Origin of the sequence: uncultured Litoreibacter sp. (genome assembly GCF_947501785.1) — a bacterium.
GTDB lineage: Bacteria > Pseudomonadota > Alphaproteobacteria > Rhodobacterales > Rhodobacteraceae > Litoreibacter.
This window is the reverse complement of the sequence record NZ_CANMXB010000001.1, coordinates 3,708,766-3,729,936: the sequence shown is the minus strand read 5'-3', so window position 1 is coordinate 3,729,936 and position 21,171 is coordinate 3,708,766. Positions and strand designations below refer to the sequence as shown.

The window sequence follows — 21,171 nt, the reverse complement described above, 5'->3', positions numbered from 1 at the left end:
CGCAGCGTCATCTTGCCCTATTTTCTACCCAATGCTGCTCAACAGAAAGGTTCACCCCATGAAACTCACCCGCCGCCAAACCCTTCTTGCGGGGGCCGCCCTGCCGATGGCCGCCGTCCCCACCGTCACGCTGGCCGACGGCCATGCGGCAACGACCATGCCGACCCACCGCGACTTCACGCTCGGCGACTTCAAGGTCACCACCTTGCTGGTCGGCAGCCGCAGCGTGGAGGACCCGCACAAGATCTTCGGGCTGAACGTGGATGACGCCACTTTCAACGAGGTCAGCGCCGCCAACTTCCTGCCCACCGACGCCGCGCAGTTCTTCTTTACCCCGACCGTGGTCAACACCGGGTCGGAGGTGATCTTGTTCGACACAGGCCTGAACCCCGCTGGCACCACCAAGGCGCTTGAGGCCGCGGGCTACGCCGCATCCGACGTCACCCACGTGGTCATCACCCACATGCATGGCGACCACATTGGCGGTCTAAGCGACGAAGGCGGCGCAGAGACCTTTGCGGGCGCCGCCTATCTGACCGGCCAGGTGGAATTCGACGCCTGGGCCAAGGCGGAGAACGAAAACTTCGAGGCCAAAGTCCGCCCGCTGGCGGAAAAGATGACCTTCCTCAGCCCCGGCCAGGACGTGCGCGGCGGGGTCACCGCCGTGGACGCGTTCGGCCACACCCCGGGCCATATGGGTTATATGCTCGAAAGCGGTGGAAAGCAGCTGTTCTTGATGGCTGATCTGGCCAACCACTACGTCTGGTCCGTGGCCTACCCCGAATGGGAAGTGCGGTTCGACATGGACAAGGCCGCGGCCGCCGCCAGCCGCAAAAAGCTGATGGACATGGCCGCCGCGGACCGCTTCCCGATCATCGGCTACCACATGCCCTTCCCCGGCATGGGCTTTATCGAAACACGCGGCGAGGGCGGCTACCGCTACGTGCCGCATAGCTACCAGCTGCTCTAAGAGATCTCCGCGTAGCCAACCGGGACACGAAAGAAAGGCCCGCTCGGACTGAGCGGGCCTTTTCATTTGGAAACCGTCATTGGAGGAGGACGTCTCAGGAGGGTTATATCCAAGCCGCCTTTGGCGTCGGCCCGCGCTGCTTGCGCTCGGCGTTCGACATGCGGCTGACCAGCTGGCGGGATTGCCGCTCGTCCAGCGGTAAGAAGTTGCTCACGCCGCGGGCGTCGGGAAGGTCAAAGAACAGCCCGCCCCCGGCCACCACGCATTGCGGGTCAGCAAAAACCAAAGTGACATGCGCCATCGGGCCAGAGACCCGTGCACGCGCGATACCATTATATCCGATGAGCGCTTCGGCCTGAACTGCCACACAGCTTTGCCCAAACAGCGCCTCGGCCGCGTCATCCTCGATCACCACCCGCATGCCCGGTGACACCATCATCGCCTTTTCGTTTCCCAGCGCGCCTTCGGGCACCAGCAAAGGCCACTGCCCCGCCGCCGCCGCGTGGGCCGACACGTTCAATTCACCGGTTTCGATCCGCACGATGTCCTGCTCGCCATTTTGGGCGGTCAGCACCGTGTCGCCAACCTTGAGGTCTTCTACCTTGGTCCAGGCGTAGCGCGTCGCCACCTCGGTCCCGGCAAAGAACCCCGGAGCCGGGGCCACGTTCAGCACCAGCGGTGCGGCGGCCTTTGCGGCCTTGGCTTTCGATTTGAAAAACATCAGTCCCACCTGTCGTTTACGTTCGATTGAGGTGAGGATGCGTTGGGAACTGGCCGCTCGTTCGGCGGCAAAGTGGTCATTTCGGGGCGAATTGTGTCCAGATTGAGAACAATGACTCAATCGAAGCTGTAGCCGAACCGTTCGATGTCTTCCGCCGCCAGCTGCGACACCAGCCGTTTGTCCGACAGCCCGTAATAGCCTTGATAGGCCGCGCCCCGCTCCGAGCTGTTCTCATGCGGGAAGGGCTGCAGCTTCAGGCCAATCAGCGCCTCCAGCTTTGGCAGGTCCTCGTCCAGATGCTCCAGCCGCACGAACAGGTCGCACTGTTCCCTGCCGTCCGCGCCGGTCACGTATCGGCCATAGGGGTTGGCCTTGAAGGTCGCCTTGGTGTGGTCGTGGTTCAGGAATTCGCTGAAATCAGACGTTTTGGCGATGCGCACCGCCTCGTGGTAGAAATTCTGGGTTTGCAGCCAGTGGTAGTAGCTGACAACGCGGTCCCACGGGTTACGCACCATGCAGAAAACCTTGCTGGCGGCGACCTGTTCGCGCGTCACCAGCCCGTCAATGTCAAACAGGGTCGAATGTTTCCAAAGCCGCCCCGCCGCCGCCACGTCTTTCACCCGCGTGCGCCGCTTAATGGCCTTCGGCGTGTCGCCCAGCATCACATCGTCCTTGGCGGCGCGGTTTTCCAGCGCCAATGCCATGGAGGTCCCGCCCGTCTTGGGGATGTGGATGAAGATGTAGCCGTGTTTGGGTGAATAAATCATGTGCTCTCCTGCCCGCTGCGCAGGATGATGACCACACCGGCGGCAATAATCAACGCAATGCCGAGCAGGCCCAAAGCGTCCGGCAGCTCATTGAACAAGATGTAGGACCAAAAGCCCGCAAAGATCAGAAAAGAATACTCAAACACCGCCACGCGGCTGGCCTCCCCGATCTGGTAGGCGCGGGTGATGCAGCCAATGGCAACAACCGAGACAATCCCTTGCGCCGCCGTCCAGAACACCGACGATGCCACCCAAGGCTGCCAGCCCGTGCCAAAAAAGCCGTCGCGCGCGGGGTCGGTCACCTGGCCCGTCGCCGCAAACCAGATCAGCCCCAACGTGCCCCACAGCCCCAACACCACAAAGAAGCCGGTTAACAGGGCAATCGTTCCCTCGCCCTCGCAATATTGCCGGGTGCAGACCGACCCGAACCCGTAAAGCGCCCCCGCCAGCACCGGGATCAGGGAAAAGGCGCTGAACGCGCCCGCTTCCGGCCTCAGCAGCACCAGCACGCCCGCAAAGCCAAGCATCACCGCAAAGATGCGCCACTTGCCAACCGACAGCCCGAAAAACAGCGCCGAAAACACCAGAATGAAAATCGGCGCAGTGAACAGACCCGCCCCCACCTGTGCAATCGGCAGCACCGCCACCGCGCCGAAATAGAGCACCATGGACGTGGCAATGAAAAAGCTGCGCACCGCAACCGCCCAAAAGCGCAGGGGCCGCACCTGCCACCCCATTGCCAAGGCCAGTGGCACCATCATCGCCAGCACAAAGCAGGAGCGCGCCAAATGGAACTGCCACAACCCGATATCCTGCGCCATCACCCGCACAAAATTGTCGATGAACCCGATCAGCGCCATGCCGGTCACCGAAAACAACGCCGCCTGGGTGGTGCGTGATGCTGCCATGAAATCCTCGTTTTCCCTCTTTCCAAATGTCTGACATTTGTCCAGTATCCGTGTCCATCAAATTACAGTTTGGGAGAGCTGAAATGGGTTGGATGTCAGACGAGACGGGTCTCGAAAAACGCGCCGCGAATTACGTGCCGCTGACGCCGCTGAGCCACCTCAACCGCGCCAAAACGGTGTTCCCCAACAAAGAAGCGCTGGTCTACGGGGCCCGCCGCTACACGTACGCGCAATACCACGCGCGGGTGTCGCAGCTGGCCTCCGCCCTGCACCAGCGCGGCATCAAGCCGGGCGACGTGGTCGCCACCCTGATCCCCAACCTGCCCGCGCAGGCAGAGGCCCATTTCGGCGTGCCCGCCTGCGGCGCGGTGCTCAACACGATCAACACGCGGCTGGACACCGGCACGGTCGCCTACATCTTCGATCACGGCGAGGCCAAGATTGTGCTGTGTGACACGCAATTCCTGCCGCTGGCCGAGGCCGCCAAGGACGCCTGCGACGGCGACGGCCCCGAAATCATCGAAGTCGCCGACCCGCAGGCCGACTACCCCGCCACCGGCCGGTTCCCCGAATATGAGGACGTGCTGAAAGGCGGCGACCCGGCGTTCCATTGGCTGATGCCCATGGACGAATGGGAAAGCCTCAGCCTCAACTACACCTCCGGCACCACCGGCCGGCCCAAAGGCGTCGTCTACCACCACCGCGGCGCCTATCTGATGACGATGGGCACGGTCATTTCGTGGCGCATGCAGCTGCACCCGCGCTTTCTGGCCATCGTGCCGCTGTTCCACTGCAACGGCTGGAACCACAGCTGGATGATGCCGGTGCTTGGCGGCACCGTGCATTGCTGCCGCGACATCACACCCGAAGCCATCTACACCGCCATCGCGGATGAAGGCGTCACCCATTTTGGCGGCGCGCCGATTGTGCTCAACATGATCGTCAACGCGCCGGAAACTGCCCGCAAACCCTTCGACCACACGGTCGAGGTCTTCACCGCAGGCGCCCCCCCCGCCCCCGCGACGCTGGCCAAGATCGAAACCTTGGGCTTCAACGTCACGCAGGTTTACGGGCTGACGGAAACCTACGGCCATGTCACCGAATGCGTCTGGGACAGCGACTGGGACGCGCAAAGCCAGGATGAAAAATCCGCCATCAAGGCCCGCCAGGGCGTGGCCTTCCCGATGATGGAATATGTCACCGTGGTGGATGAGAAGAACAGCCAGGTCCCCATGGACAAGCAGACTCAGGGCGAAATTGTCATGCGCGGCAATGCGGTGATGAAAGGCTATTTCAAAAACCCCGACGCCACCGCCGAGGCATTCGAGGGCGGGCATTTCCATTCCGGCGACATCGCCTTCCAGCACCCCGACAGCTACATTCAGATCGCCGACCGCGCCAAGGACATCATCATTTCAGGCGGCGAGAACATCTCAAGCGTGGAGGTCGAGGGCGTGCTGATGTCCCACCCCGACGTGAACCTCTGCGCCGTGGTCGCCAAACCAGATGACAAATGGGGCGAAGTCCCCTGCGCCTTTGTGGAACTCAAAGACGGCGCCAAAGAAGACGCCCAAGCCCTGATCGATCACGCCCGCGCGCAGCTGGCGGGCTTCAAAACCCCCAAACAGGTGGTCTTTCTGGAGCTTCCCAAAACCTCTACCGGCAAAATCCAGAAATTCGAGCTGCGGACGCAGGCCAAAACCCTCTGACCCCATCATTGTTTCAAAAATACCTCGGGGGTTTGGGGGCAGCGCCCCCATATAGCCTGCGTGGCGAACGCAAAAACGTCACGCGTGCGCAGCACACAATATAATTGAGCCGCCGCCCATTCCCCGTTAGGCTGCTCCAATAACAAGTAAAACAGGCAAGCCGCACAAAATGACGGCGCTCAAAGACTACGACAGACTGGAATCCATCGGCATCTGGCGCGAAAGCAGCGAGACCCAAAGGCGCGACGTGGCGGTCACCTTCGGCGATGCCTCACTGATCATCAAGGACAAGACGGACACCGCGCTCGCGCATTGGTCGCTTCCGGCGGTCCACCGCGTCAACCCCGGCAAGCGCCCGGCGCTGTTCAAACCCGCCCCCGACGCGGAGGAAGAGCTGGAACTTGACGACAACGAGATGATCGATGCCGTCGAAAAGATCCGCAAAACCATCGAGAAACGCCGCCCGCATTCGGGCAGGCTGCGGTTGGCGGTCTCCAGCGGCATTGTCGCCGCCATTGTCGCCGTCGGGTTTTTGTGGCTGCCGCAGGCGCTTGTGCGCAACACGGTCGCTGTGCTGCCTGAAAGCACGCGTCTTGCCATCGGCACCACGCTGCTGGGCCACATGACCCGGCTGACGGGCGACACTTGCCGCGACACGCTGGGCGCGGCCGCGCTGGCCCGCCTCAAGACGCGGGCCCTGCAAAGCAAATTGCGCAAGGCCTATGTCGTCCCCGATCTGGGCACCCGGGACACGCTGGTGCTGCCCGGGCGGCTTCTCTTGCTGGATGCCACGCTGGTCGAGGACCATGACAGCCCGGATGTGGCCGCCGGTTACATGATCAAAGCGCTCACTGACCGACGCGACGCCGACCCGATGACCGCCCTGCTGCAGCAGGCCGGGTCCAAGTCGACCTTCCGCCTGCTGACCACCGGCCATATCGACGATGCCGCGCTGAAATCCTACGCCGAAACCCTTCTGGCCCAACCCGAGCAGCCGATCCTGTCCCAGCCGCTGCTTGCCAGCCTCAAATCGGCGCGGGTCTCGGCCACGCCCTTTGCCTATGCCGTGGATGTCACCGGGGAGGCCACGATCGAGCTGATCGAGGCCGACCCGTTTCGGGGCGCCGACGCGCCGCGGTTGCTGTCAGATGGGGATTGGATCAGCCTTCAGGCGATCTGCACCGAGTAGCCGCCCTATAGGCCCAGAATGCCCAGCCGGCGCTTGCCCACAGGCTTGCCGGTGCTTGGGTTGATCAATCGCCGCGGCACCTCGTTGGACCACACCGCTTGCATCTGGCGTTTGCCCGCCTGCGTGCTGACCCCGCGATAGGGGTTGAGTCGATCGTCCTTCCACGCAGCTTTATATCCTTTGGGTGGCCGGATGGTCTGGGCCTCGGCAATCACGCGCGGTGCGCTTGCGGGACCAACACGCTGGTTCGGGTTAGTCGCGGCGACATCGCTTTGGGCGCCGGTGGTCTGCGGAACGCGCCGCACTGTGCGGGTCACGGTTCTGGATTGCGGCGCCTGGCCTGCGATGCGGGTGGTGGTGCGCGGTGCGCGCACCACACGGGTCACGGTCTGCGGCTGCGTGCGGCGGATGACCTTTTGCTGCTGCTGTTGCTGGCGCACCAGACGGGTTGTGGTGCGCAGCGTAGGCTGCGTACCGCGCACGACCCGTGTTGTGGTTTTCGGGGCGGCCGCTTGTGGTTGCACGCGCCGCACGACACGGGTGGTTGCCTTGGGTTGCGTCGCGGGACGCCGGACAACCTGGGTCGCGGCCGCCTTTGGCGCGGCCTGCGCTGCGGTCCGGGTGGTAACAGGTTTGGCCGTCTCCGCGGTTTTCACATTTGGTCCGCCAATGATCGGTGCGCCGGCCAGCGGGTCAACGATCTGCCCCTGGCTGCGCGCGGCGGTGCGCGACGTGGTGCGCTTGGCCGCCGACGGGGACGCGCCCGCGGTGCAAACAGGCTTGCGCGAGCGCGAGACGCGCGGCACCCAGCGGGTTTGCCCGCCAAAGCCTGCCCGGATGAACAGACAACCGCGGCTGTCGACATATTGATTGCCGGTGAAGCTGGCAGGCGGGGTTTCCGCGGGGCCCGAGAAGCCCTGCGCCGCGAGGTCGCCGACCCCCACGCCCAAAGACAGTGCCGCAACCGCCAGATACTTAAAAACGCGCATATCCATCCCCACAAAATGTGGGGTTAGAATGCCCGACGACCACTATTTAGTAAAGGCTGGATATACCCTATTTTGTGCCGAACATGCGGTCGCCCGCATCCCCTAGCCCCGGCACAATATATCCATTGTCATTCAAGTGGCTATCCACCGACGCTGTCACAATCGGGACGTCGGGATGCGCCTCTTTCATCCGCGCGATGCCCTCGGGCGCGGCCAGCAGGCACAGGAATCGGATGTTGGTCGCCCCGGCGTCCTTCAGCAAATCAATCGCCGCGACAGAGGAATTCCCCGTCGCCAGCATCGGGTCCACGGCGATCACCATCCGTTCGCCCATCGCGTCGGGCACCTTGAAATAATACTGCACGGGCTTGAGCGTTTCCTCGTCGCGGTACAGCCCCACAAAGCCCACGCGGGCAGATGGGATCAGCTCCAACATGCCGTCCAACAACCCGTTGCCCGCCCGTAGGATCGAGATCAGCGCCAGCTTGCGCCCCGCAAGGACGGGCGCGTCCATCGGCTCCATCGGGGTCTCGATGCGCTTGGTGGTCATCTCCAGCCCGCGCGTCACCTCATAGGCCAGAAACTGCGAGATTTCGCGCAAGAGCTGCCGAAATACGGCGGTCGACGTTCCCTTCTCACGCATCAGCGACAGCTTGTGTTGCACCAATGGGTGGTCGACGACGGTCAGGTGGTCAGGCATCTTGGGGCTCCAGTTTCTTCAGCAATTTCTCTCGGGTCGCGTCGTCGCAGAACGCGGCTTTGGCCGCGTCAATATTGACCGCGCGCACCACCTCTTCGTCCCAGCCGAACGTGTCGGCCAGCATATCATATTCGCGGCGCAGCGTGGTGTGGAAAAACGGCGGATCATCGGTGGACACGGTCACCCGCACGCCCTTGTCGCGCAGCGTTTCAATCGGGTGTTTCGACCATTCGGGGAAGACGCCCAAGGCCACGTTGGACCCCGGGCAGACCTCCAGCACGATGCCGTGCTCCGCCAAATGATCCACCAACGCCGGGTCCTCAATGCACTGCACCCCGTGGCCGATGCGTTCCACCCGCAAGTCGCGCACCGCCTGCCAGACGGAGGCCGCGCCGCCCCACTCGCCCGCATGGGTGGTCAGCCGCAACCCGGCTTCGCGCGCCATGTCGAAACTGTAGGCGTAATCGCCCTGCGTGCCGACGCTCTCGTCCCCGCCCATGCCCCAGCCGGTGACGAAATCGCCCATCGTTTCCGCCGCGCATAGCGCGTCAGGCTTGGCCGCGTCCGGCCCTTCATGGCGGATGCAGGTGACCACGCCGCGCATGATGATGCCGCTGTCGCGCTCGGCGGCATCCGCCGCCTCTTTCATCGCGGCCACGTATTCTTTCCACGCGCCCAGATCGCCGCCGCCGCAAAAATTGGGGCTGATAAAGGCTTCGGTGTAGATCACGCCTTCCGCCGCCGATTGTTCCAGCACGGCTTCGGTCAACCGCCGAAATTCTTCGGGGCCGGTCAGCACGGCGGTCGCCGCTTCATAGGTGCGCAGGAAGCTCACGAAATCTTCGAACCGGTAGGTCCCGTCTTCGTTGAACACGCCGTCCAGATTGACGCCCTTTTCCTGCGCCAGCCCGCGGATGAACGCGGGCGGGGCCGCGCCTTCCAGATGCAAATGCAGCTCAACCTTGGGAATACCGGTCATAGAAAGCTCCTGCCGGGGCCGCGTTGCGCCAGCCCCAAATGGTCCGCGACCGAGGCCGCCACGTCGACAAAATTAACCTCCCCGATGTCGCGCGGCCCAACGCCCGCGCCAATCACCGGCACCTGTTCGCGCGTGTGATCCGTGCCCCGCCAGGTCGGGTCGTTGCCGTGGTCGGCGGTGAACATCATCAGGTCACCGTCGCGCATGTCGGCCAACACCGGCCCAATCGCCCCATCAAACCATTCCAGATGCCCAGCATAGCCCTCAGGGTCACGCCGGTGCCCGAACTTGGTGTCGAATTCCACGAAATTGGCGAAGGTCAGGCTGCCGTCAGGTGCGTCGCGCACCAGATCGTGCAAGTGCCCCATCAGCTCTGCATCCGTGCCTTTCCGGCTCTCACCAATGCCACGGCCCGAGAAGATATCGCCAATCTTTCCAATACCATAGGTGGCGCGCCCCTCCGCCGTGGCCCAGTCCAGCAAGGTCTGCGAGGGGTTGTCCATCGCGAAATCGCGCCGGTTTTTGGTGCGCTCGAAATTTGCCGGGCCTTCGCCCAGAAATGGCCGCGCGATCACCCTGCCCAGCTTCATGTCATGCAGGGCAGGCGCGATGTGGCGGCAGAGGTCCAACAGCTTACCCAAGCCGAAACTTTCTTCATGCGCCGCGATCTGAAACACGCTGTCGACAGAGGTGTAGCAAATCGGTTTGCCGGTCCGCATATGCTCCGCGCCGTGGCGTTCGATGATCTCGGTGCCCGAGGCGTGGCAATTGCCCAAAATGCCGCCCGAGCCGCAAAACTCCGCCACCATCTGGGTGATCTCTTTGGGGAAAGCGGGCTCCGTGTCAGGAAAATAGTGCCACTCCCAAGTGGGTGGCGCGCCCGCCAGTTCCCAATGGCCCGTGGGCGTATCCTTGCCCGGCGCATGTTCCGTGGCCTTGCCAAACAGCCCGTCAGCCGCGCCGCCCAGCCCCATAACCTGCCCCAACCCCAACCGCATGAGGTTGGGCATCTTCAGGCCGACAGCTTTGTGGATATGGCCCAGCGTGTCGGACCCTTCATCCCCAAAATCAGCCGCATCAGGCGCGCCGCCGCAGCCTACGGAATCCAGTACGACCAGAAACGCCCTCATGCCGGCACCCGCGCATGGATCAGCGGCGCCGCGTCCGGCGCCTTCGCCGCCAGCTTGAACGCCTGCCGCACCGCTTTGACCGCGCGGTCCCCGCGCCGCTCGTCCGAGGCATGCACCATCGCAATGGGCGTCTTGGCGTCCACCTTGTCGCCCAACCGCGCAATGGCCGACAAACCGACCGCCGGGTCAATGCGGTCGCCGTCTTTCAGCCGCCCGCCACCCAGATGCACCACCGCCTCGCCCAAGGCGCGGGTGTCGATGGCGCTGACAAACCCCGTTTTGCCCAGCGTCACCTCCCGCAGCACGTTGGCTTCGGGCAGCACGCGGCTCCATTTCCCGGCAAAGTCGGATGGCCCGCCCATCGCATGTACCATGCGGGCGAACACCTCCGCCGCTTTGCCGCTGGTTATGGCGTCCGAGATCATCTCGGCCCCCTTCTCCACATCCTTGGCAAGCTTGGCGTCCGCCAGCAACACGCCACCAAGGCTGACCACAACTTCGCGCAGCCGTCGCTGCGCGCCTTTGACGGTCAGCGCCTCCATAACCGCGCGGATTTCTACCGCGTTGCCGGCGGCATTGGCCAAGGGCTGTGACATGTCGGTGATCAGCGCCGAGGTGGCGCAGCCGGTGCCGTTGGCCGCATCGACCAAGGCCTGCGCCAAAGTGGTCGCGTCCTCCAGCTTTTCCATGAACGCGCCGGAGCCGGTTTTGACGTCCAACACCAACCCGCCCAGCCCCGCCGCCAGTTTTTTGCTGAGAATTGAGGCGGTTATCAGATCCACGCTTTCCACGGTCGAGGTCACGTCGCGTATCGCGTATAGCCGTTTGTCGGACGGGGCCACCCGCCCCGTGGCCCCAACAATCGCGCAGCCCACCTCGCGCACCACATGGTCCAACCTTTGAGGGCCGATCTCGCAGACATAGCCCGGAATGGCCTCCAGCTTGTCTAACGTGCCGCCGGTATGGCCCAGGCCCCGCCCCGAAATCATCGGCACATAGGCCCCGCAAACGGCAAGCGCGGGGGCCAGAACAAGAGAGACCGGATCCCCCACGCCGCCGGTGGAATGTTTGTCCAGCACGGGCCCGGGCAGGTCCCAATTCAACACGTCCCCGGAATCGCGCATGCCTTCGGTCAGCGCCACGCGCGCCATGGGGCCGATGCCTTTGAGGCAGACCGCCATGGCAAAGGCCCCCGCCTGCGCGTCGGTGACGGCGCTGGTGTTCAACGCCTCGCCAAACCAGCGGGCTTCCTCCGGCAAAACGACCCGGCCCGCGCGCACTTTCGCAATGATAGATCGGGCGTCCATCAGGCCATGTGGCTCGCGTCAAAGGCGCCCGGCAGCAGGGCCGAGACGGACGTCACCTGCGTCTCGCCCGCGATGGTGCCCAGGGTCACGGGCACGGCGGCATTGGCAAATTCGGCAATCTTCTGGCGGCAGCCGCCGCAGGGCGGGATCGGCGTCGGGCTGTCGGCAATCACCGCAATCTCGGCAATTTCATACTCCCCCGCCGCGCACATGGCGGCAATGGCCCCGGCTTCCGCGCAGGTGCCTTCTGGGTAGGCCACGTTTTCGACATTGCACCCGGAAAAGACCGCGCCGGACGCGGTCTTGATCGCAGCGCCAACCTTGAACTTGGAATAGGGGGCATGCGCGTTTTCGCGTACCGCGCGGGCGTGGTCGATGAGGTCCATTGGGGCTCCTTTTTGGTGTTGCCCCATAGTGATCCCCGCCGCGCCGAGGTGCAATGGCGCGACATGCATATTTAGAGCAGAAAGAAGCCGAGGGTCAGGACCCGCTGATCCAAGGTTGCTGGTTCGGCAGATTTTTCTTGTGACAAGGCGCATCCGAGAAAAAATAGTGGTTCTATTTAGATCGGATGCAACGCAGCTCACAGGGAAAATCCGCCGAATCCGACGGACGACAAAACCGCTTCATTTCAGCGGCATGAGCCATTTGCAATGAACCCGTTCGTTGCTGCATGTCTCAGACCACCGAAATCTCGCGGTTTTGACGCCAGCATCCTTGTATCAGCGGGTCCTGACCCTAGCCTTGCGGATAACCTACAGCCGTCAGCGCCTCGGTCAGCTCGTCCAAAATGGCCGGGTCGTCAATGGTGGCGGGCATTTTGTAGTCCCGCCCGTCAGCAATCGCCGCCATCGTCGCGCGCAGAATTTTGCCGGACCGTGTCTTGGGCAGACGGTCCACCACCAACGCCAGCTTGAAGGCGGCGACGGGGCCGATCTGGTCACGCACGCGTTGGATGACTTCGGCCACGATCTCTTCATGCGGCCGGTTCACCCCGTTGCTGAGGCACAGGAACCCCATCGGCAGCTGGCCTTTCAGCTCATCGGCCACGCCTATCACCGCACATTCGGCGACGTCAGGATGGCCTGCCAGAACCTCCTCCATGCCGCCGGTCGAAAGCCTGTGGCCCGCCACGTTGATCACGTCATCGGTGCGCGCCATGATGTAGAGGTATCCGTCCTCGTCAATCATGCCCGCGTCACCGGTCTCGTAATAGCCGGGGAAGGTGTTGAGGTAGCTTTTCAGGAACCGCTCCTCCGCGTTCCACAGCGTGGGCAAGGTGCCCGGCGGCAGCGGCAGCTTGATGGCAATCGCGCCCAGCTCGCCCGCCGGCATTTCATTGCCGCCCTCATCCAGAATCTGCACGTCATAGCCCGGCATCGCCACGGTGGGGGAGCCGATTTTGACCGGCATCTTCTCAATGCCCCAAGGGTTGCCCGCGATGGTGTAGCCGGTTTCCGTCTGCCACCAATGATCCAGCACCGGTTTGCCAAGCTTGTCCTGCATCCATTCGATGGTGTCGGGGTCGGCGCGTTCGCCCGCCAGATAGATCGTGTTCAGCCCCGACAGGTCGTATTTCTTGATGAACGCCCCATCCGGGTCGACGCGCTTGACGGCGCGAAACGCGGTCGGCGCGGTGAAGAAGCTTTTGACGTTATGGTCCTGAATGACCCGCCAGAACGTGCCCGCATCTGGTGTGCCCACGGGCTTGCCCTCGAACACCACGGTGGTGTTGCCTGCGACCAGCGGCGCGTAGCAGATGTAGCTGTGGCCCACGACCCAGCCCACGTCGGAGGCAGCCCAGAACACATCGCCCGGGTCCACATCGTAGATGTTCTTCATCGTCCAGTTCAGCGCCACCAGATGCCCGGCTGTCGGGCGCACAACCCCCTTGGGCGCGCCGGTGGTCCCGGAGGTGTACAGAATATAGGCCGGATGGTCGCCTGAAACTGGCACGCAGTCCACCGGCGCGGCATCCTTTTGCAGCGCGGCCCAGTCAAAGTCGAACCCGGCTTTCAGCGGCGCAACCGCTTGGTCCCGCTGAAAAATAACCGTGAATTCGGGCTTGTGGTGGGCCAGCTCTATCGCGCCGTCCAGCAGCGGTTTGTACTCCACAATGCGCCCCGGCTCGATGCCGCAGGAGCCCGCGATGATCGCCTTGGGCGTCGCGTCATCGATGCGCACCGCCAGCTCGTTGGAGGCGAACCCGCCGAACACCACCGAATGAATGGCCCCGATCCGCGCGCAGGCCAGCATGGCGACCAGCGCCTCGGGCACCATCGGCATGTAGATGATGACACGGTCCCCGGTTGTCACGCCCTTGGCCGTCAGCGCCCCCGCAAGCGAGGCCACCTGTTCCTTCAACTCACCGTAAGAAATATGGCGCACCATTTCCGTGACGGGGCTGTCATAAATGATCGCGGTTCGATCCCCGCGCCCCGCCTCCACATGGCGGTCCACGGCGTTCCAGCAGGTGTTGACCTGCGCGTCCTTGAACCATTCATACAAAGGGGCGTTCTCGGCAAATAGCGCCTTTGAGGGCGGGGTCACCCAGTCAATCGCGTCCGCCTGCGCCATCCAATAGGCCTCGGGATCATTCTTCCACGATTGGTAAACATCTGCGTAACTCATGGCGGCTCCTCCCCGATACCAAGCCTGTTTTGCCGATGCGTCACACGGCGCGCAAGCCCCTGCGCTGAAGTTAACGCTAACCGTATGTGGCCACGGGCGTTCCCGCGATTGCCGACATGTTGAGCAAACCGCGCGCGGTAATTGACGGCGTGACGATATGGGCCTTGTTGCCCATCCCCATGAGGATGGGCCCCACTTCCAGCCCGCCAGCCTTCATTTTCAGAATGTTGCGCACGCCGGAGGCCCCGTCCGTGTTGGCAAACACCAGCACATTCGCAGCCCCCTCAAAGCGGGCATCCGGGAACAGCCGCGCGCGCACCGTTTCATCCAAAGCGGCATCCGCATGCATCTCGCCCTCATACGCAAAATCGCGCTCTGCGCCGTCAAGAATGGCGAGGGTTTCGCGCATGCGGCGTCCAGAGGCCGAATCCAAATTCCCAAATTGCGAGTTCGAGCAGAGCGCAATTTTCGGCTCCACCCCAAAGCGGCGCACATGGCGGGCGGCCGCGCAGACCGTCTCAGAAATCTGCTCGGCAGAGGGGGCGGCATGCACATGGGTATCGGCAATGAACAGCGGCCCGTCTTCCAGGATCATCAGGGACAACGCGCCCACGGGATGCAATGCCTCATCACCCCCACCCAGCACCTGGCTGACATAGTTGAGGTGCCACAGATATTGCCCAAACGTCCCGCAAATCAGCGAATCCGCCTCGTCGCGATGTACCATGACCGCGCCGATGGCGGTTGTGTTGGTGCGCATGATCGCCTTGGCCAAATCGGGGGTGACCCCCTTGCGCGCCATCAGCTTGTGGTAGGTCTGCCAATACGCGCGGTAGCGTTTGTCCTTTTCAGGGTTCACCAGCTCGAAATCGACGCCGGGCTTGATCGACAGGCCCAACTTCTCCGCCCGCGCCTCGATGACCCGGGGCCGCCCGATCAGGATCGGCTTGTCCGTGGTCTCCTCCAACATCGCGTTGGCCGCCCGCATCACCCGTTCGCTTTCGCCTTCGGTGAAGACGATGCGTCGCGATTGGGTCGCGGCGGCCTCGAAGACGGGCCGCATGATCATGGCCGATTTGAAGACCGAGGCGTCCAAACCCTCCTTATAGGCGTCCAAATCCTCAATCGGCCGCGTCGCGACCCCGCTCTCGCAGGCCGCTTTCGCCACGGCGGAAGCCACGACCCCCATCAGGCGAGGGTCGAACGGTTTCGGGATCAGGTAATCGGGCCCAAACAGCATCTCTTCGCCGCGATAGGCGGCGGCGGCTTCTGCGCTGGTTGTGGCCCGCGCCAGGGCGGCGATCCCTTCGACACAACCTATCTTCATGGCGTCATTGATGTCGGTCGCGCCTACATCCAACGCGCCCCGGAAAATGAACGGGAAACACAGCACGTTGTTGACCTGATTGGGAAAATCGCTGCGCCCCGTGGCGATTATGGCGTCCGGGGACACCTCCCGCACGAGATCCGGCAGGATTTCCGGCGTCGGGTTGGCCAGTGCAAAGATGATCGGCTTGTCCGCCATCTTCTTCACATGATCCTGCGTCAAAACCCCGGGGCCGGACAGCCCCAGAAACAGATCAGCCCCCTCGATCACGTCATCCAGCGTGCGCAGGTCGGTGGCTTGCGCGTAGTCCGCCTTCTGCTCCGTCATCTCCTCGGTCCGGCCCTCGTAGACCAGCCCGGCAATGTCGCAAAGCCACACGTTTTCGCGCTTCACACCCAAGGTCACGAGCATGTTCAAACACGCAATCCCCGCCGCGCCGCCGCCGGTGGACACCACTTTGATGTCTTCAAACTTTTTGTCGCACAGCCGCAACGCGTTGGTCGCCGCCGCAGAGACCACAATCGCGGTCCCGTGCTGGTCATCGTGAAACACGGGGATGTTCATCCGCTCGCGGCAAAGTTTTTCGACCACGAAGCAGTCCGGCGATTTGATGTCTTCAAGGTTGATCGCCCCGAAAGTCGGCTCCAACGCGCAGACGATGTCGGCCAGCTTTTCAGGGTCTTTTTCGTCCAGCTCGATGTCGAAACAGTCAATATTGGCGAATTTCTTGAACAGAACCGCCTTGCCTTCCATCACCGGTTTGGATGCCAGCGCGCCGATATTGCCCAAGCCCAGCACGGCGGACCCGTTGCTGACCACCGCCACCAGATTGCCGCGCGAGGTGTAGTCCCGCGCCGTTGCCGCGTCTTCCTTGATCTCCAGGCAGGCTTCCGCAACCCCCGGGGAATAGGCCCGCGCCAAATCCCGCCCGTTGGCCAAAGGTTTGGTCGCGCGGATCTCCAGCTTCCCGGGTTTGGGGTATTTATGGTAGTCTAGGGCCGATTGTTTCTGCGACTCTTTGCGTTCATCGGCCATCTGTCATTCTCCATCCCAAAAAGTAGTTTAATATTAAACTATCTCGATTTCTTCCACAATAGCGCAACAAATAAAGGCTCTACGCAAATTGTTCCCGGATCAGGCGCTCTTCCAGCCCATGGCCGGGGTCGAACAATATGCGGTGCGTCACGGTCGGGTCCGAGGTGATCTCCACCGACAGCACATTGCCCGCCGACCGCCCATCCGCATCGGCCATCACTGGCCGTTTTTCCGGCTGCAACACGTCAAACTGCACCCGCGCGGACTTGGGCAGCAACGCCCCCCGCCACCGGCGCGGTCGAAACGCCGACATGGCCGTCAGCGCCAACACGTCCGACCCTATCGGCAGGATCGGCCCGTGGGCAGAATAGTTGTAGGCGGTTGACCCGGCAGGCGTGGACACCAGCGCGCCGTCGCAGACCAGCTCGTCCATCCGCTCGCGCCCATCGACGGATATCCGCAACCGCGCCGCCTGTGATCCGGCGCGCAGCAGCGACACCTCGTTGATCGCCAAGGCCTCGTAGGTGGACCCATCCGCCTTCTTGGCCACCATGCGCAGCGGGTTCACCGCCTCTTCCACCGCGTCGTCCAGCCGCTCTGACAGCCCCTCCAACGCGTATTCATTCATCAAAAAGCCGACGGTGCCGCAGTTCATTCCGTAAACCGGCGTGTCCGAGGCCTGCGTGCCATGCAGGGTTTGCAGCATGAACCCGTCGCCGCCCAGGGCCACGATGACGTCCGCCGTCTCCAACGGGGCCTGCCCGTACCGCGCCTTCAGCGCCCGCAGCGCGTCTTCCGCGACATGCGTTTCCGAGGCCATGAAGGCAATTTTTCCAGTCTTCGGCATACCTTAGCGCGCTCCTTGCGCAAGTGTTTGCCGCGCAAGCCCGAAAAGACAAGCCCCAAACCCTGAGCCAAATTCATAATCCATCGCCGTATTTCCCATAATCCGCGTCGTTTTAGACGCTTCCCCCGCTGCGTGATTCCCCGTATTGCGGGCGCAACTTTACGCGCAGCCATCAGGAGCACGCCCCATGAACGCCTCTCACCGCGACACCGGTTTTTTCACCCAGGACCTTGCTGACCGCGACCCCGCCCTTTTCGTGTCGATCACCTCCGAGCTTGGGCGTCAGCGCGACGAGATCGAGCTGATTGCCTCGGAGAACATCGTCTCCAAGGCAGTGATGCAGGCCCAGGGCAGCGTCATGACCAACAAATACGCCGAAGGGTATCCGGGCCGGCGCTACTATGGCGGCTGCCAGTATGTTGATGTGGCCGAGAACCTCGCGATTGAGCGGGCCTGCAAGCTGTTTGATTGCGGCTTCGCCAACGTGCAGCCGAACTCCGGCAGCCAGGCCAACCAGGGCGTGTTCCAGGCGCTGCTGCAGCCCGGCGACACCATCCTCGGCATGTCCCTCGACGCGGGCGGCCACCTGACCCACGGGGCCAAGCCCAACCAGTCCGGCAAATGGTTCAAGGCGGTGCAATACGGCGTGCGCGAAGACACGCTGGATGTGGACTATGACCAGCTCGAAGCCCTGGCGCTGGAGCACAAACCGCAGATGATCATCGCCGGCGGCTCCGCCATCCCGCGCCAGCTGGATTTCGCCCGCTTCCGCGCCATTGCCGACAAAGTCGGCGCCTATCTTCTGGCCGACGTGGCCCATTTTGCGGGGCTGATCGCGGCGGGTGTCTACCCCTCGCCCTTCCCGCATGTGCATGTCGCCACCACCACGACTCACAAAACCCTGCGCGGCCCGCGCGGCGGCATGATCCTCACCAATGACGAGGCGATGGCCAAAAAGTTCAACTCCGCCATCTTCCCCGGCATCCAGGGCGGGCCCTTGATGCATGTCATCGCCGCCAAGGCCGTGGCCTTTGGCGAGGCGCTTGAGCCGGGCTTCAAGGACTACCAACGCCAAGTGATCAAGAACGCGCAAGCCATGGCCGACCAGCTGACCCGCGGCGGGCTCGACATCGTCACCGGCGGCACCGACACCCATGTCATGCTGGTCGATCTGCGCCCCAAAGGCGTCAAAGGCAACGCCGCCGAGACCGCGCTGGGCCGCGCCCACATCACCTGCAACAAGAACGGCATCCCGTTCGACACGGAAAAACCGATGATCACCTCCGGCCTGCGCCTGGGCTCGCCGGCGGGCACCACCCGCGGCTTCTCGGAACCTGAGTTCCGCCAGATCGCCGACTGGATCGTCGAGGTGATGAACGGGCTGGCCGCCAACGGTGAAGAGGGCAACGCGGATGTCGAGGCCAAGGTCAAGGCCGAGGTCCTCGCCCTGTGCGGCAAGTTCCCAATCTACGCCGAGCTCTAGGCCAAACAAGCTTCGTTTTGGCTCAAATACTCAATCCCGTTGCGCCCCCACAGGCGCAGCGGTCGCTCAGACTGGGGTCAAACGCACCGCCTTGCCAACCATGTCAGAATAGATCGCCTCGACCCGTTCGAGCGTCAGCCGCCCGTCGGGCTTGTACCACGTCAGCACCCCGTTCAGCATCGAGATCAGCGCCAATGTGGTCAGCTTCGTGTCATCCACGTCGAACTCGCCGCTATGCTGGCCCGCCACCAGAATGCCTTCCAGCGCGTCCTCGTATTCGCGTCGCATCTCGCCCAGCTTGGCGAAGTTTTCCTCAGACAGGTTGCGCAGCTCCATGTAGGAGATGAACACCGCGTCGGGCCGCGCCAGATGGAAGCGGATGTGGAAGCGCGAAAACGCTTCCAGCTGCGCCACCGGGCCGCCGGACATGTCCACCTCGGCCAGCCCCGCCAGCACCGCGCGCATGTGGTCGGCCAAAAGGTCGAACAGCAGCGTCTGCTTGTCGGGCGTGTAAAGGTACAAGGCCCCCGCCTGCACGCCGACTTCCTTGGCGATCTGGCGCATGGAAACGGCGGCGAAGCCGTGCTCGGCAAAAAGCCGCAGCGCGGCCTCGCGGACACGGGGGCCGGTGATGTCGGAATGGGAACCTGTTTTGCGTGCCATGCAGCCACAGTATCTGAACGTCTGTTCAGTTCAAGCCCTTCTGGACGCGCCCGACTTGCCGCCCCGCCTGCGACCGCCTAGGGTGCCACAAAACAAAGGCCATGAGACAAGACAAGGCTCGCCAAGCAGTTATGCGCATCACCCATTCTCTCTTTGCTGTGGCGTTGGCCGCCTCCGGGCTGGTGCTGGCGGGATGCGCCAAGGATCTGCCCGACACCCGCAACACGATCAGCACCGCGGCGCAGGACGCGCCCTACCCCCAGCTGGCGCCGCTGGACGGGTTGATCGCGCGTTCCGAGGCGGGCACCACCATCGTCAAGCAGACCGAAAGCTTCGAGGCCCGCGTCGCCTTCCTCAAGCGCAAGGCCGCCGCCCTCAAAGGGCGCACCATTATTGACGGGGCGACGCGGCTGAAATTACTGCAGGCCGGCCAAAGAAATGCCCGGCGGCAGCCGGGCTAAGTTGCACCCCCCTGCAATCCCCGCTAACAGGTCCCAACCTTAGAATTTATGCCGATAGGAGACCCCAATGGCTGACCCTTTACGTCTGGGAATTGCAGGTTTGGGCACCGTCGGCGCAGGCGTGGTCAAGATCGTCCGCCAGAAGGCCAACCTGCTGGGCGCACGCGCAGGCCGCGAGGTGGTGATCACCGCCGTCTCCGCGCGTTCCAAATCCAAGGATCGCGGCGTGAACATGTCCAGCTACGCCTGGGAAGATGACCCGGTCGCGCTCGCCAAACGCGACGACGTCGACGTGTTTGTCGAACTCATGGGCGGCGAGGACGGCCCCGCCAAAGCCGCGACCGAGGCCGCGATCAAATCCGGCAAGGACGTGGTCACCGCAAACAAGGCCATGCTCGCCATGCATGGCCAAGCCCTTGCCGAACTTGCCGAGGCCAACAACAAAGTCATCCGCTTCGAGGCCGCCGTCGCGGGCGGCATCCCCGTCATCAAGGCGCTGACCGAGGGCCTCGCCGGCAACTCCATCGACCGTGTGATGGGCGTGATGAACGGATCGTGCAACTACATCCTGACCCGCATGGAAAGCGCGGGGCTCACCTATGAAGAGGTCTTCGCGGAGGCCGACGGCCTTGGCTATCTTGAGGCCGACCCGCAGCTGGATGTCGGCGGCATCGATGCGGCCCACAAGCTGGCCATTCTCAGCTCCATCGCCTTCGGCACGCAGGTGGATTTCGCGGGCATCAAGCTGAAGGGCATCGAAACCGTCACCATCGAAGACATCCGCCACGCCGGTGATATGGGCTATAAGATCAAGCTGCTGGGCTCCGCCCAGATGACGGCGCGGGGCCTCGAGCAGTCCATGACCCCTTGCCTCGTCCCCGCGACAAGCCCGCTGGGCCAGCTGGATGGCGGCACCAACATGATCGTGCTCGAAGGCGACCATGTGGGCCAGATCGTGCTGCGCGGCGCGGGCGCGGGCGAAGGCCCCACGGCGTCGGCCGTCATGTCGGACGTGATGGATATCGCCCGCGACATCCGCTTGCCTACATTCGGCCAGCCCGCCGCGACGCTGGAAAAACCCGCAACCGCCAAAACCGCGCTCGCGGCGCCTTACTATTTGCGCATGGAGCTGCTCGACAAACCCGGCGCACTGGCCAAGGTCGCGACAGCGCTTGGCGAGGCCGGCATCTCCATCGACCGCATGCGCCAATACGACCACCCCGGCGAAAACGCGCCGGTGCTGATCGTCACCCACGCGACCACATCCGATATGCTCGACCAGGCGCTCGCCGCTTTGCCAGCAACCAAGGTCGTCACCGGCACGCCCGTATCCTTCCAGATCAAAAAGGTCTGAT

General features: G+C 63.3%; 19 protein-coding genes. 6 read left to right on the top strand and 13 right to left on the bottom strand.

All coding sequences use genetic code 11. The features are described from left to right. Positions 1 to 58 precede the first annotated feature (58 nt). Positions 59 to 970 (top strand): MBL fold metallo-hydrolase, encoded by a 912-nt coding sequence (locus Q0899_RS18595; protein ID WP_299194931.1) that lies wholly within the window; start codon positions 59 to 61, stop codon positions 968 to 970. Between the two features lie 103 nt (positions 971 to 1,073). Here Q0899_RS18595 and Q0899_RS18590 read toward each other — a convergent pair whose 3' ends face one another. From Q0899_RS18590 to Q0899_RS18580, 3 genes are all read right to left on the bottom strand, one after another. Then, positions 1,074 to 1,691 (bottom strand): Hint domain-containing protein, encoded by a 618-nt coding sequence (locus Q0899_RS18590; RefSeq protein WP_298293227.1) that lies wholly within the window; start codon positions 1,689 to 1,691, stop codon positions 1,074 to 1,076. A gap of 116 nt (positions 1,692 to 1,807) precedes the next feature. Beyond that, positions 1,808 to 2,458 carry a sulfotransferase family 2 domain-containing protein gene (locus Q0899_RS18585; RefSeq protein ID WP_299194927.1) on the bottom strand — a complete coding sequence of 217 codons (651 nt, stop codon included), beginning with the start codon at positions 2,456 to 2,458 and terminating at the stop codon, positions 1,808 to 1,810. Next, the gene (locus Q0899_RS18580; protein ID WP_299194924.1) at positions 2,455 to 3,366 is read right to left on the bottom strand and encodes a DMT family transporter; all 912 of its coding nucleotides are present in this window, start codon (positions 3,364 to 3,366) and stop codon (positions 2,455 to 2,457) included. The genes Q0899_RS18585 and Q0899_RS18580 overlap by 4 nt, the downstream gene beginning before the upstream one ends. 83 nt (positions 3,367 to 3,449) lie before the next feature. Here Q0899_RS18580 and Q0899_RS18575 point away from each other — a divergent pair, with 83 nt between their 5' ends. Both Q0899_RS18575 and Q0899_RS18570 read left to right on the top strand, forming a co-directional pair. Beyond that, complete coding sequence (locus Q0899_RS18575; RefSeq protein ID WP_299194921.1) at positions 3,450 to 5,075, top strand: AMP-binding protein; 1,626 nt, start codon at positions 3,450 to 3,452, stop codon at positions 5,073 to 5,075. A 169-nt stretch (positions 5,076 to 5,244) separates the two neighbouring features. After that, on the top strand, positions 5,245 to 6,264 hold the full coding sequence (locus Q0899_RS18570; RefSeq protein ID WP_298293235.1) for a hypothetical protein: 1,020 nt from the start codon (positions 5,245 to 5,247) through the stop codon (positions 6,262 to 6,264). 5 nt (positions 6,265 to 6,269) lie between these two features. On the opposite strand, the gene Q0899_RS18565 is transcribed toward Q0899_RS18570, so the two are convergent. The 9 genes from Q0899_RS18565 to Q0899_RS18525 all read right to left on the bottom strand — a co-directional run bounded on the left by Q0899_RS18565 (position 6,270) and on the right by Q0899_RS18525 (position 17,209). After that, positions 6,270 to 7,253, bottom strand: a complete 984-nt coding sequence (locus Q0899_RS18565) for a hypothetical protein (RefSeq protein WP_299194917.1) — start codon at positions 7,251 to 7,253, stop codon at positions 6,270 to 6,272. Between the two features lie 67 nt (positions 7,254 to 7,320). After that, entirely contained in the window at positions 7,321 to 7,953 is a 633-nt protein-coding gene (gene upp, locus Q0899_RS18560) for a uracil phosphoribosyltransferase (RefSeq protein WP_298293239.1), read from the bottom strand. Continuing rightward, positions 7,946 to 8,932, bottom strand: a complete 987-nt coding sequence (locus Q0899_RS18555) for an adenosine deaminase (protein ID WP_298293241.1) — start codon at positions 8,930 to 8,932, stop codon at positions 7,946 to 7,948. The genes upp and Q0899_RS18555 overlap by 8 nt, the downstream gene beginning before the upstream one ends. Then, complete coding sequence (locus tag Q0899_RS18550) at positions 8,929 to 10,062, bottom strand: phosphopentomutase (RefSeq protein WP_299194914.1); 1,134 nt, start codon at positions 10,060 to 10,062, stop codon at positions 8,929 to 8,931. Before Q0899_RS18550 ends, Q0899_RS18555 begins: the two co-directional genes overlap by 4 nt. Next, on the bottom strand, positions 10,059 to 11,369 hold the full coding sequence (locus tag Q0899_RS18545; protein ID WP_299194910.1) for a thymidine phosphorylase: 1,311 nt from the start codon (positions 11,367 to 11,369) through the stop codon (positions 10,059 to 10,061). Before Q0899_RS18545 ends, Q0899_RS18550 begins: the two co-directional genes overlap by 4 nt. Then, positions 11,369 to 11,755, bottom strand: coding sequence for a cytidine deaminase (locus tag Q0899_RS18540; RefSeq protein WP_298293246.1), 387 nt, complete (start codon positions 11,753 to 11,755; stop codon positions 11,369 to 11,371). The genes Q0899_RS18545 and Q0899_RS18540 overlap by 1 nt, the downstream gene beginning before the upstream one ends. A gap of 352 nt (positions 11,756 to 12,107) precedes the next feature. Next, a complete protein-coding gene (locus Q0899_RS18535; protein ID WP_299194906.1) occupies positions 12,108 to 14,000 on the bottom strand; it encodes a propionyl-CoA synthetase in 1,893 nt (630 codons plus the stop codon). A gap of 76 nt (positions 14,001 to 14,076) precedes the next feature. Continuing rightward, positions 14,077 to 16,362 (bottom strand): NADP-dependent malic enzyme, encoded by a 2,286-nt coding sequence (locus tag Q0899_RS18530; protein WP_299194903.1) that lies wholly within the window; start codon positions 16,360 to 16,362, stop codon positions 14,077 to 14,079. A 79-nt stretch (positions 16,363 to 16,441) separates the two neighbouring features. Beyond that, on the bottom strand, positions 16,442 to 17,209 hold the full coding sequence (locus Q0899_RS18525; protein ID WP_298293252.1) for an NAD kinase: 768 nt from the start codon (positions 17,207 to 17,209) through the stop codon (positions 16,442 to 16,444). A 187-nt stretch (positions 17,210 to 17,396) separates the two neighbouring features. Here Q0899_RS18525 and glyA point away from each other — a divergent pair, with 187 nt between their 5' ends. After that, a complete protein-coding gene (gene glyA / locus Q0899_RS18520) occupies positions 17,397 to 18,692 on the top strand; it encodes a serine hydroxymethyltransferase (protein ID WP_299194900.1) in 1,296 nt (431 codons plus the stop codon). Between the two features lie 66 nt (positions 18,693 to 18,758). On the opposite strand, the gene Q0899_RS18515 is transcribed toward glyA, so the two are convergent. Beyond that, positions 18,759 to 19,355 (bottom strand): TetR/AcrR family transcriptional regulator, encoded by a 597-nt coding sequence (locus Q0899_RS18515; RefSeq protein WP_298299050.1) that lies wholly within the window; start codon positions 19,353 to 19,355, stop codon positions 18,759 to 18,761. A gap of 101 nt (positions 19,356 to 19,456) precedes the next feature. Here Q0899_RS18515 and Q0899_RS18510 point away from each other — a divergent pair, with 101 nt between their 5' ends. Continuing rightward, positions 19,457 to 19,816, top strand: coding sequence for a hypothetical protein (locus Q0899_RS18510; RefSeq protein WP_298359859.1), 360 nt, complete (start codon positions 19,457 to 19,459; stop codon positions 19,814 to 19,816). A 67-nt stretch (positions 19,817 to 19,883) separates the two neighbouring features. Continuing rightward, the gene (locus Q0899_RS18505) at positions 19,884 to 21,170 is read left to right on the top strand and encodes a homoserine dehydrogenase (RefSeq protein ID WP_299194895.1); all 1,287 of its coding nucleotides are present in this window, start codon (positions 19,884 to 19,886) and stop codon (positions 21,168 to 21,170) included. The last annotated feature ends 1 nt before the right edge of the window (position 21,171 follow it).

Bases quoted from the DNA above. Each gene is read 5' to 3' on its own strand.
- Q0899_RS18530 (WP_299194903.1), bottom strand. From the start codon at position 16,362: ATGGCCGATGAACGCAAAGAGTCGCAGAAACAATCGGCCCTAGACTAC.
- Q0899_RS18505 (WP_299194895.1), top strand. From the start codon at position 19,884: ATGGCTGACCCTTTACGTCTGGGAATTGCAGGTTTGGGCACCGTCGGC.
- Q0899_RS18585 (WP_299194927.1), bottom strand. From the start codon at position 2,458: ATGATTTATTCACCCAAACACGGCTACATCTTCATCCACATCCCCAAG.
- upp (WP_298293239.1), bottom strand. From the start codon at position 7,953: ATGCCTGACCACCTGACCGTCGTCGACCACCCATTGGTGCAACACAAG.
- Q0899_RS18565 (WP_299194917.1), bottom strand. From the start codon at position 7,253: ATGCGCGTTTTTAAGTATCTGGCGGTTGCGGCACTGTCTTTGGGCGTG.
- Q0899_RS18535 (WP_299194906.1), bottom strand. From the start codon at position 14,000: ATGAGTTACGCAGATGTTTACCAATCGTGGAAGAATGATCCCGAGGCC.
- Q0899_RS18510 (WP_298359859.1), top strand. From the start codon at position 19,457: ATGAGACAAGACAAGGCTCGCCAAGCAGTTATGCGCATCACCCATTCT.
- Q0899_RS18570 (WP_298293235.1), top strand. From the start codon at position 5,245: ATGACGGCGCTCAAAGACTACGACAGACTGGAATCCATCGGCATCTGG.
- Q0899_RS18540 (WP_298293246.1), bottom strand. From the start codon at position 11,755: ATGGACCTCATCGACCACGCCCGCGCGGTACGCGAAAACGCGCATGCC.
- Q0899_RS18595 (WP_299194931.1), top strand. From the start codon at position 59: ATGAAACTCACCCGCCGCCAAACCCTTCTTGCGGGGGCCGCCCTGCCG.
- Q0899_RS18580 (WP_299194924.1), bottom strand. From the start codon at position 3,366: ATGGCAGCATCACGCACCACCCAGGCGGCGTTGTTTTCGGTGACCGGC.
- Q0899_RS18590 (WP_298293227.1), bottom strand. From the start codon at position 1,691: ATGTTTTTCAAATCGAAAGCCAAGGCCGCAAAGGCCGCCGCACCGCTG.
- glyA (WP_299194900.1), top strand. From the start codon at position 17,397: ATGAACGCCTCTCACCGCGACACCGGTTTTTTCACCCAGGACCTTGCT.
- Q0899_RS18525 (WP_298293252.1), bottom strand. From the start codon at position 17,209: ATGCCGAAGACTGGAAAAATTGCCTTCATGGCCTCGGAAACGCATGTC.
- Q0899_RS18545 (WP_299194910.1), bottom strand. From the start codon at position 11,369: ATGGACGCCCGATCTATCATTGCGAAAGTGCGCGCGGGCCGGGTCGTT.
- Q0899_RS18555 (WP_298293241.1), bottom strand. From the start codon at position 8,932: ATGACCGGTATTCCCAAGGTTGAGCTGCATTTGCATCTGGAAGGCGCG.
- Q0899_RS18575 (WP_299194921.1), top strand. From the start codon at position 3,450: ATGGGTTGGATGTCAGACGAGACGGGTCTCGAAAAACGCGCCGCGAAT.
- Q0899_RS18515 (WP_298299050.1), bottom strand. From the start codon at position 19,355: ATGGCACGCAAAACAGGTTCCCATTCCGACATCACCGGCCCCCGTGTC.
- Q0899_RS18550 (WP_299194914.1), bottom strand. From the start codon at position 10,062: ATGAGGGCGTTTCTGGTCGTACTGGATTCCGTAGGCTGCGGCGGCGCG.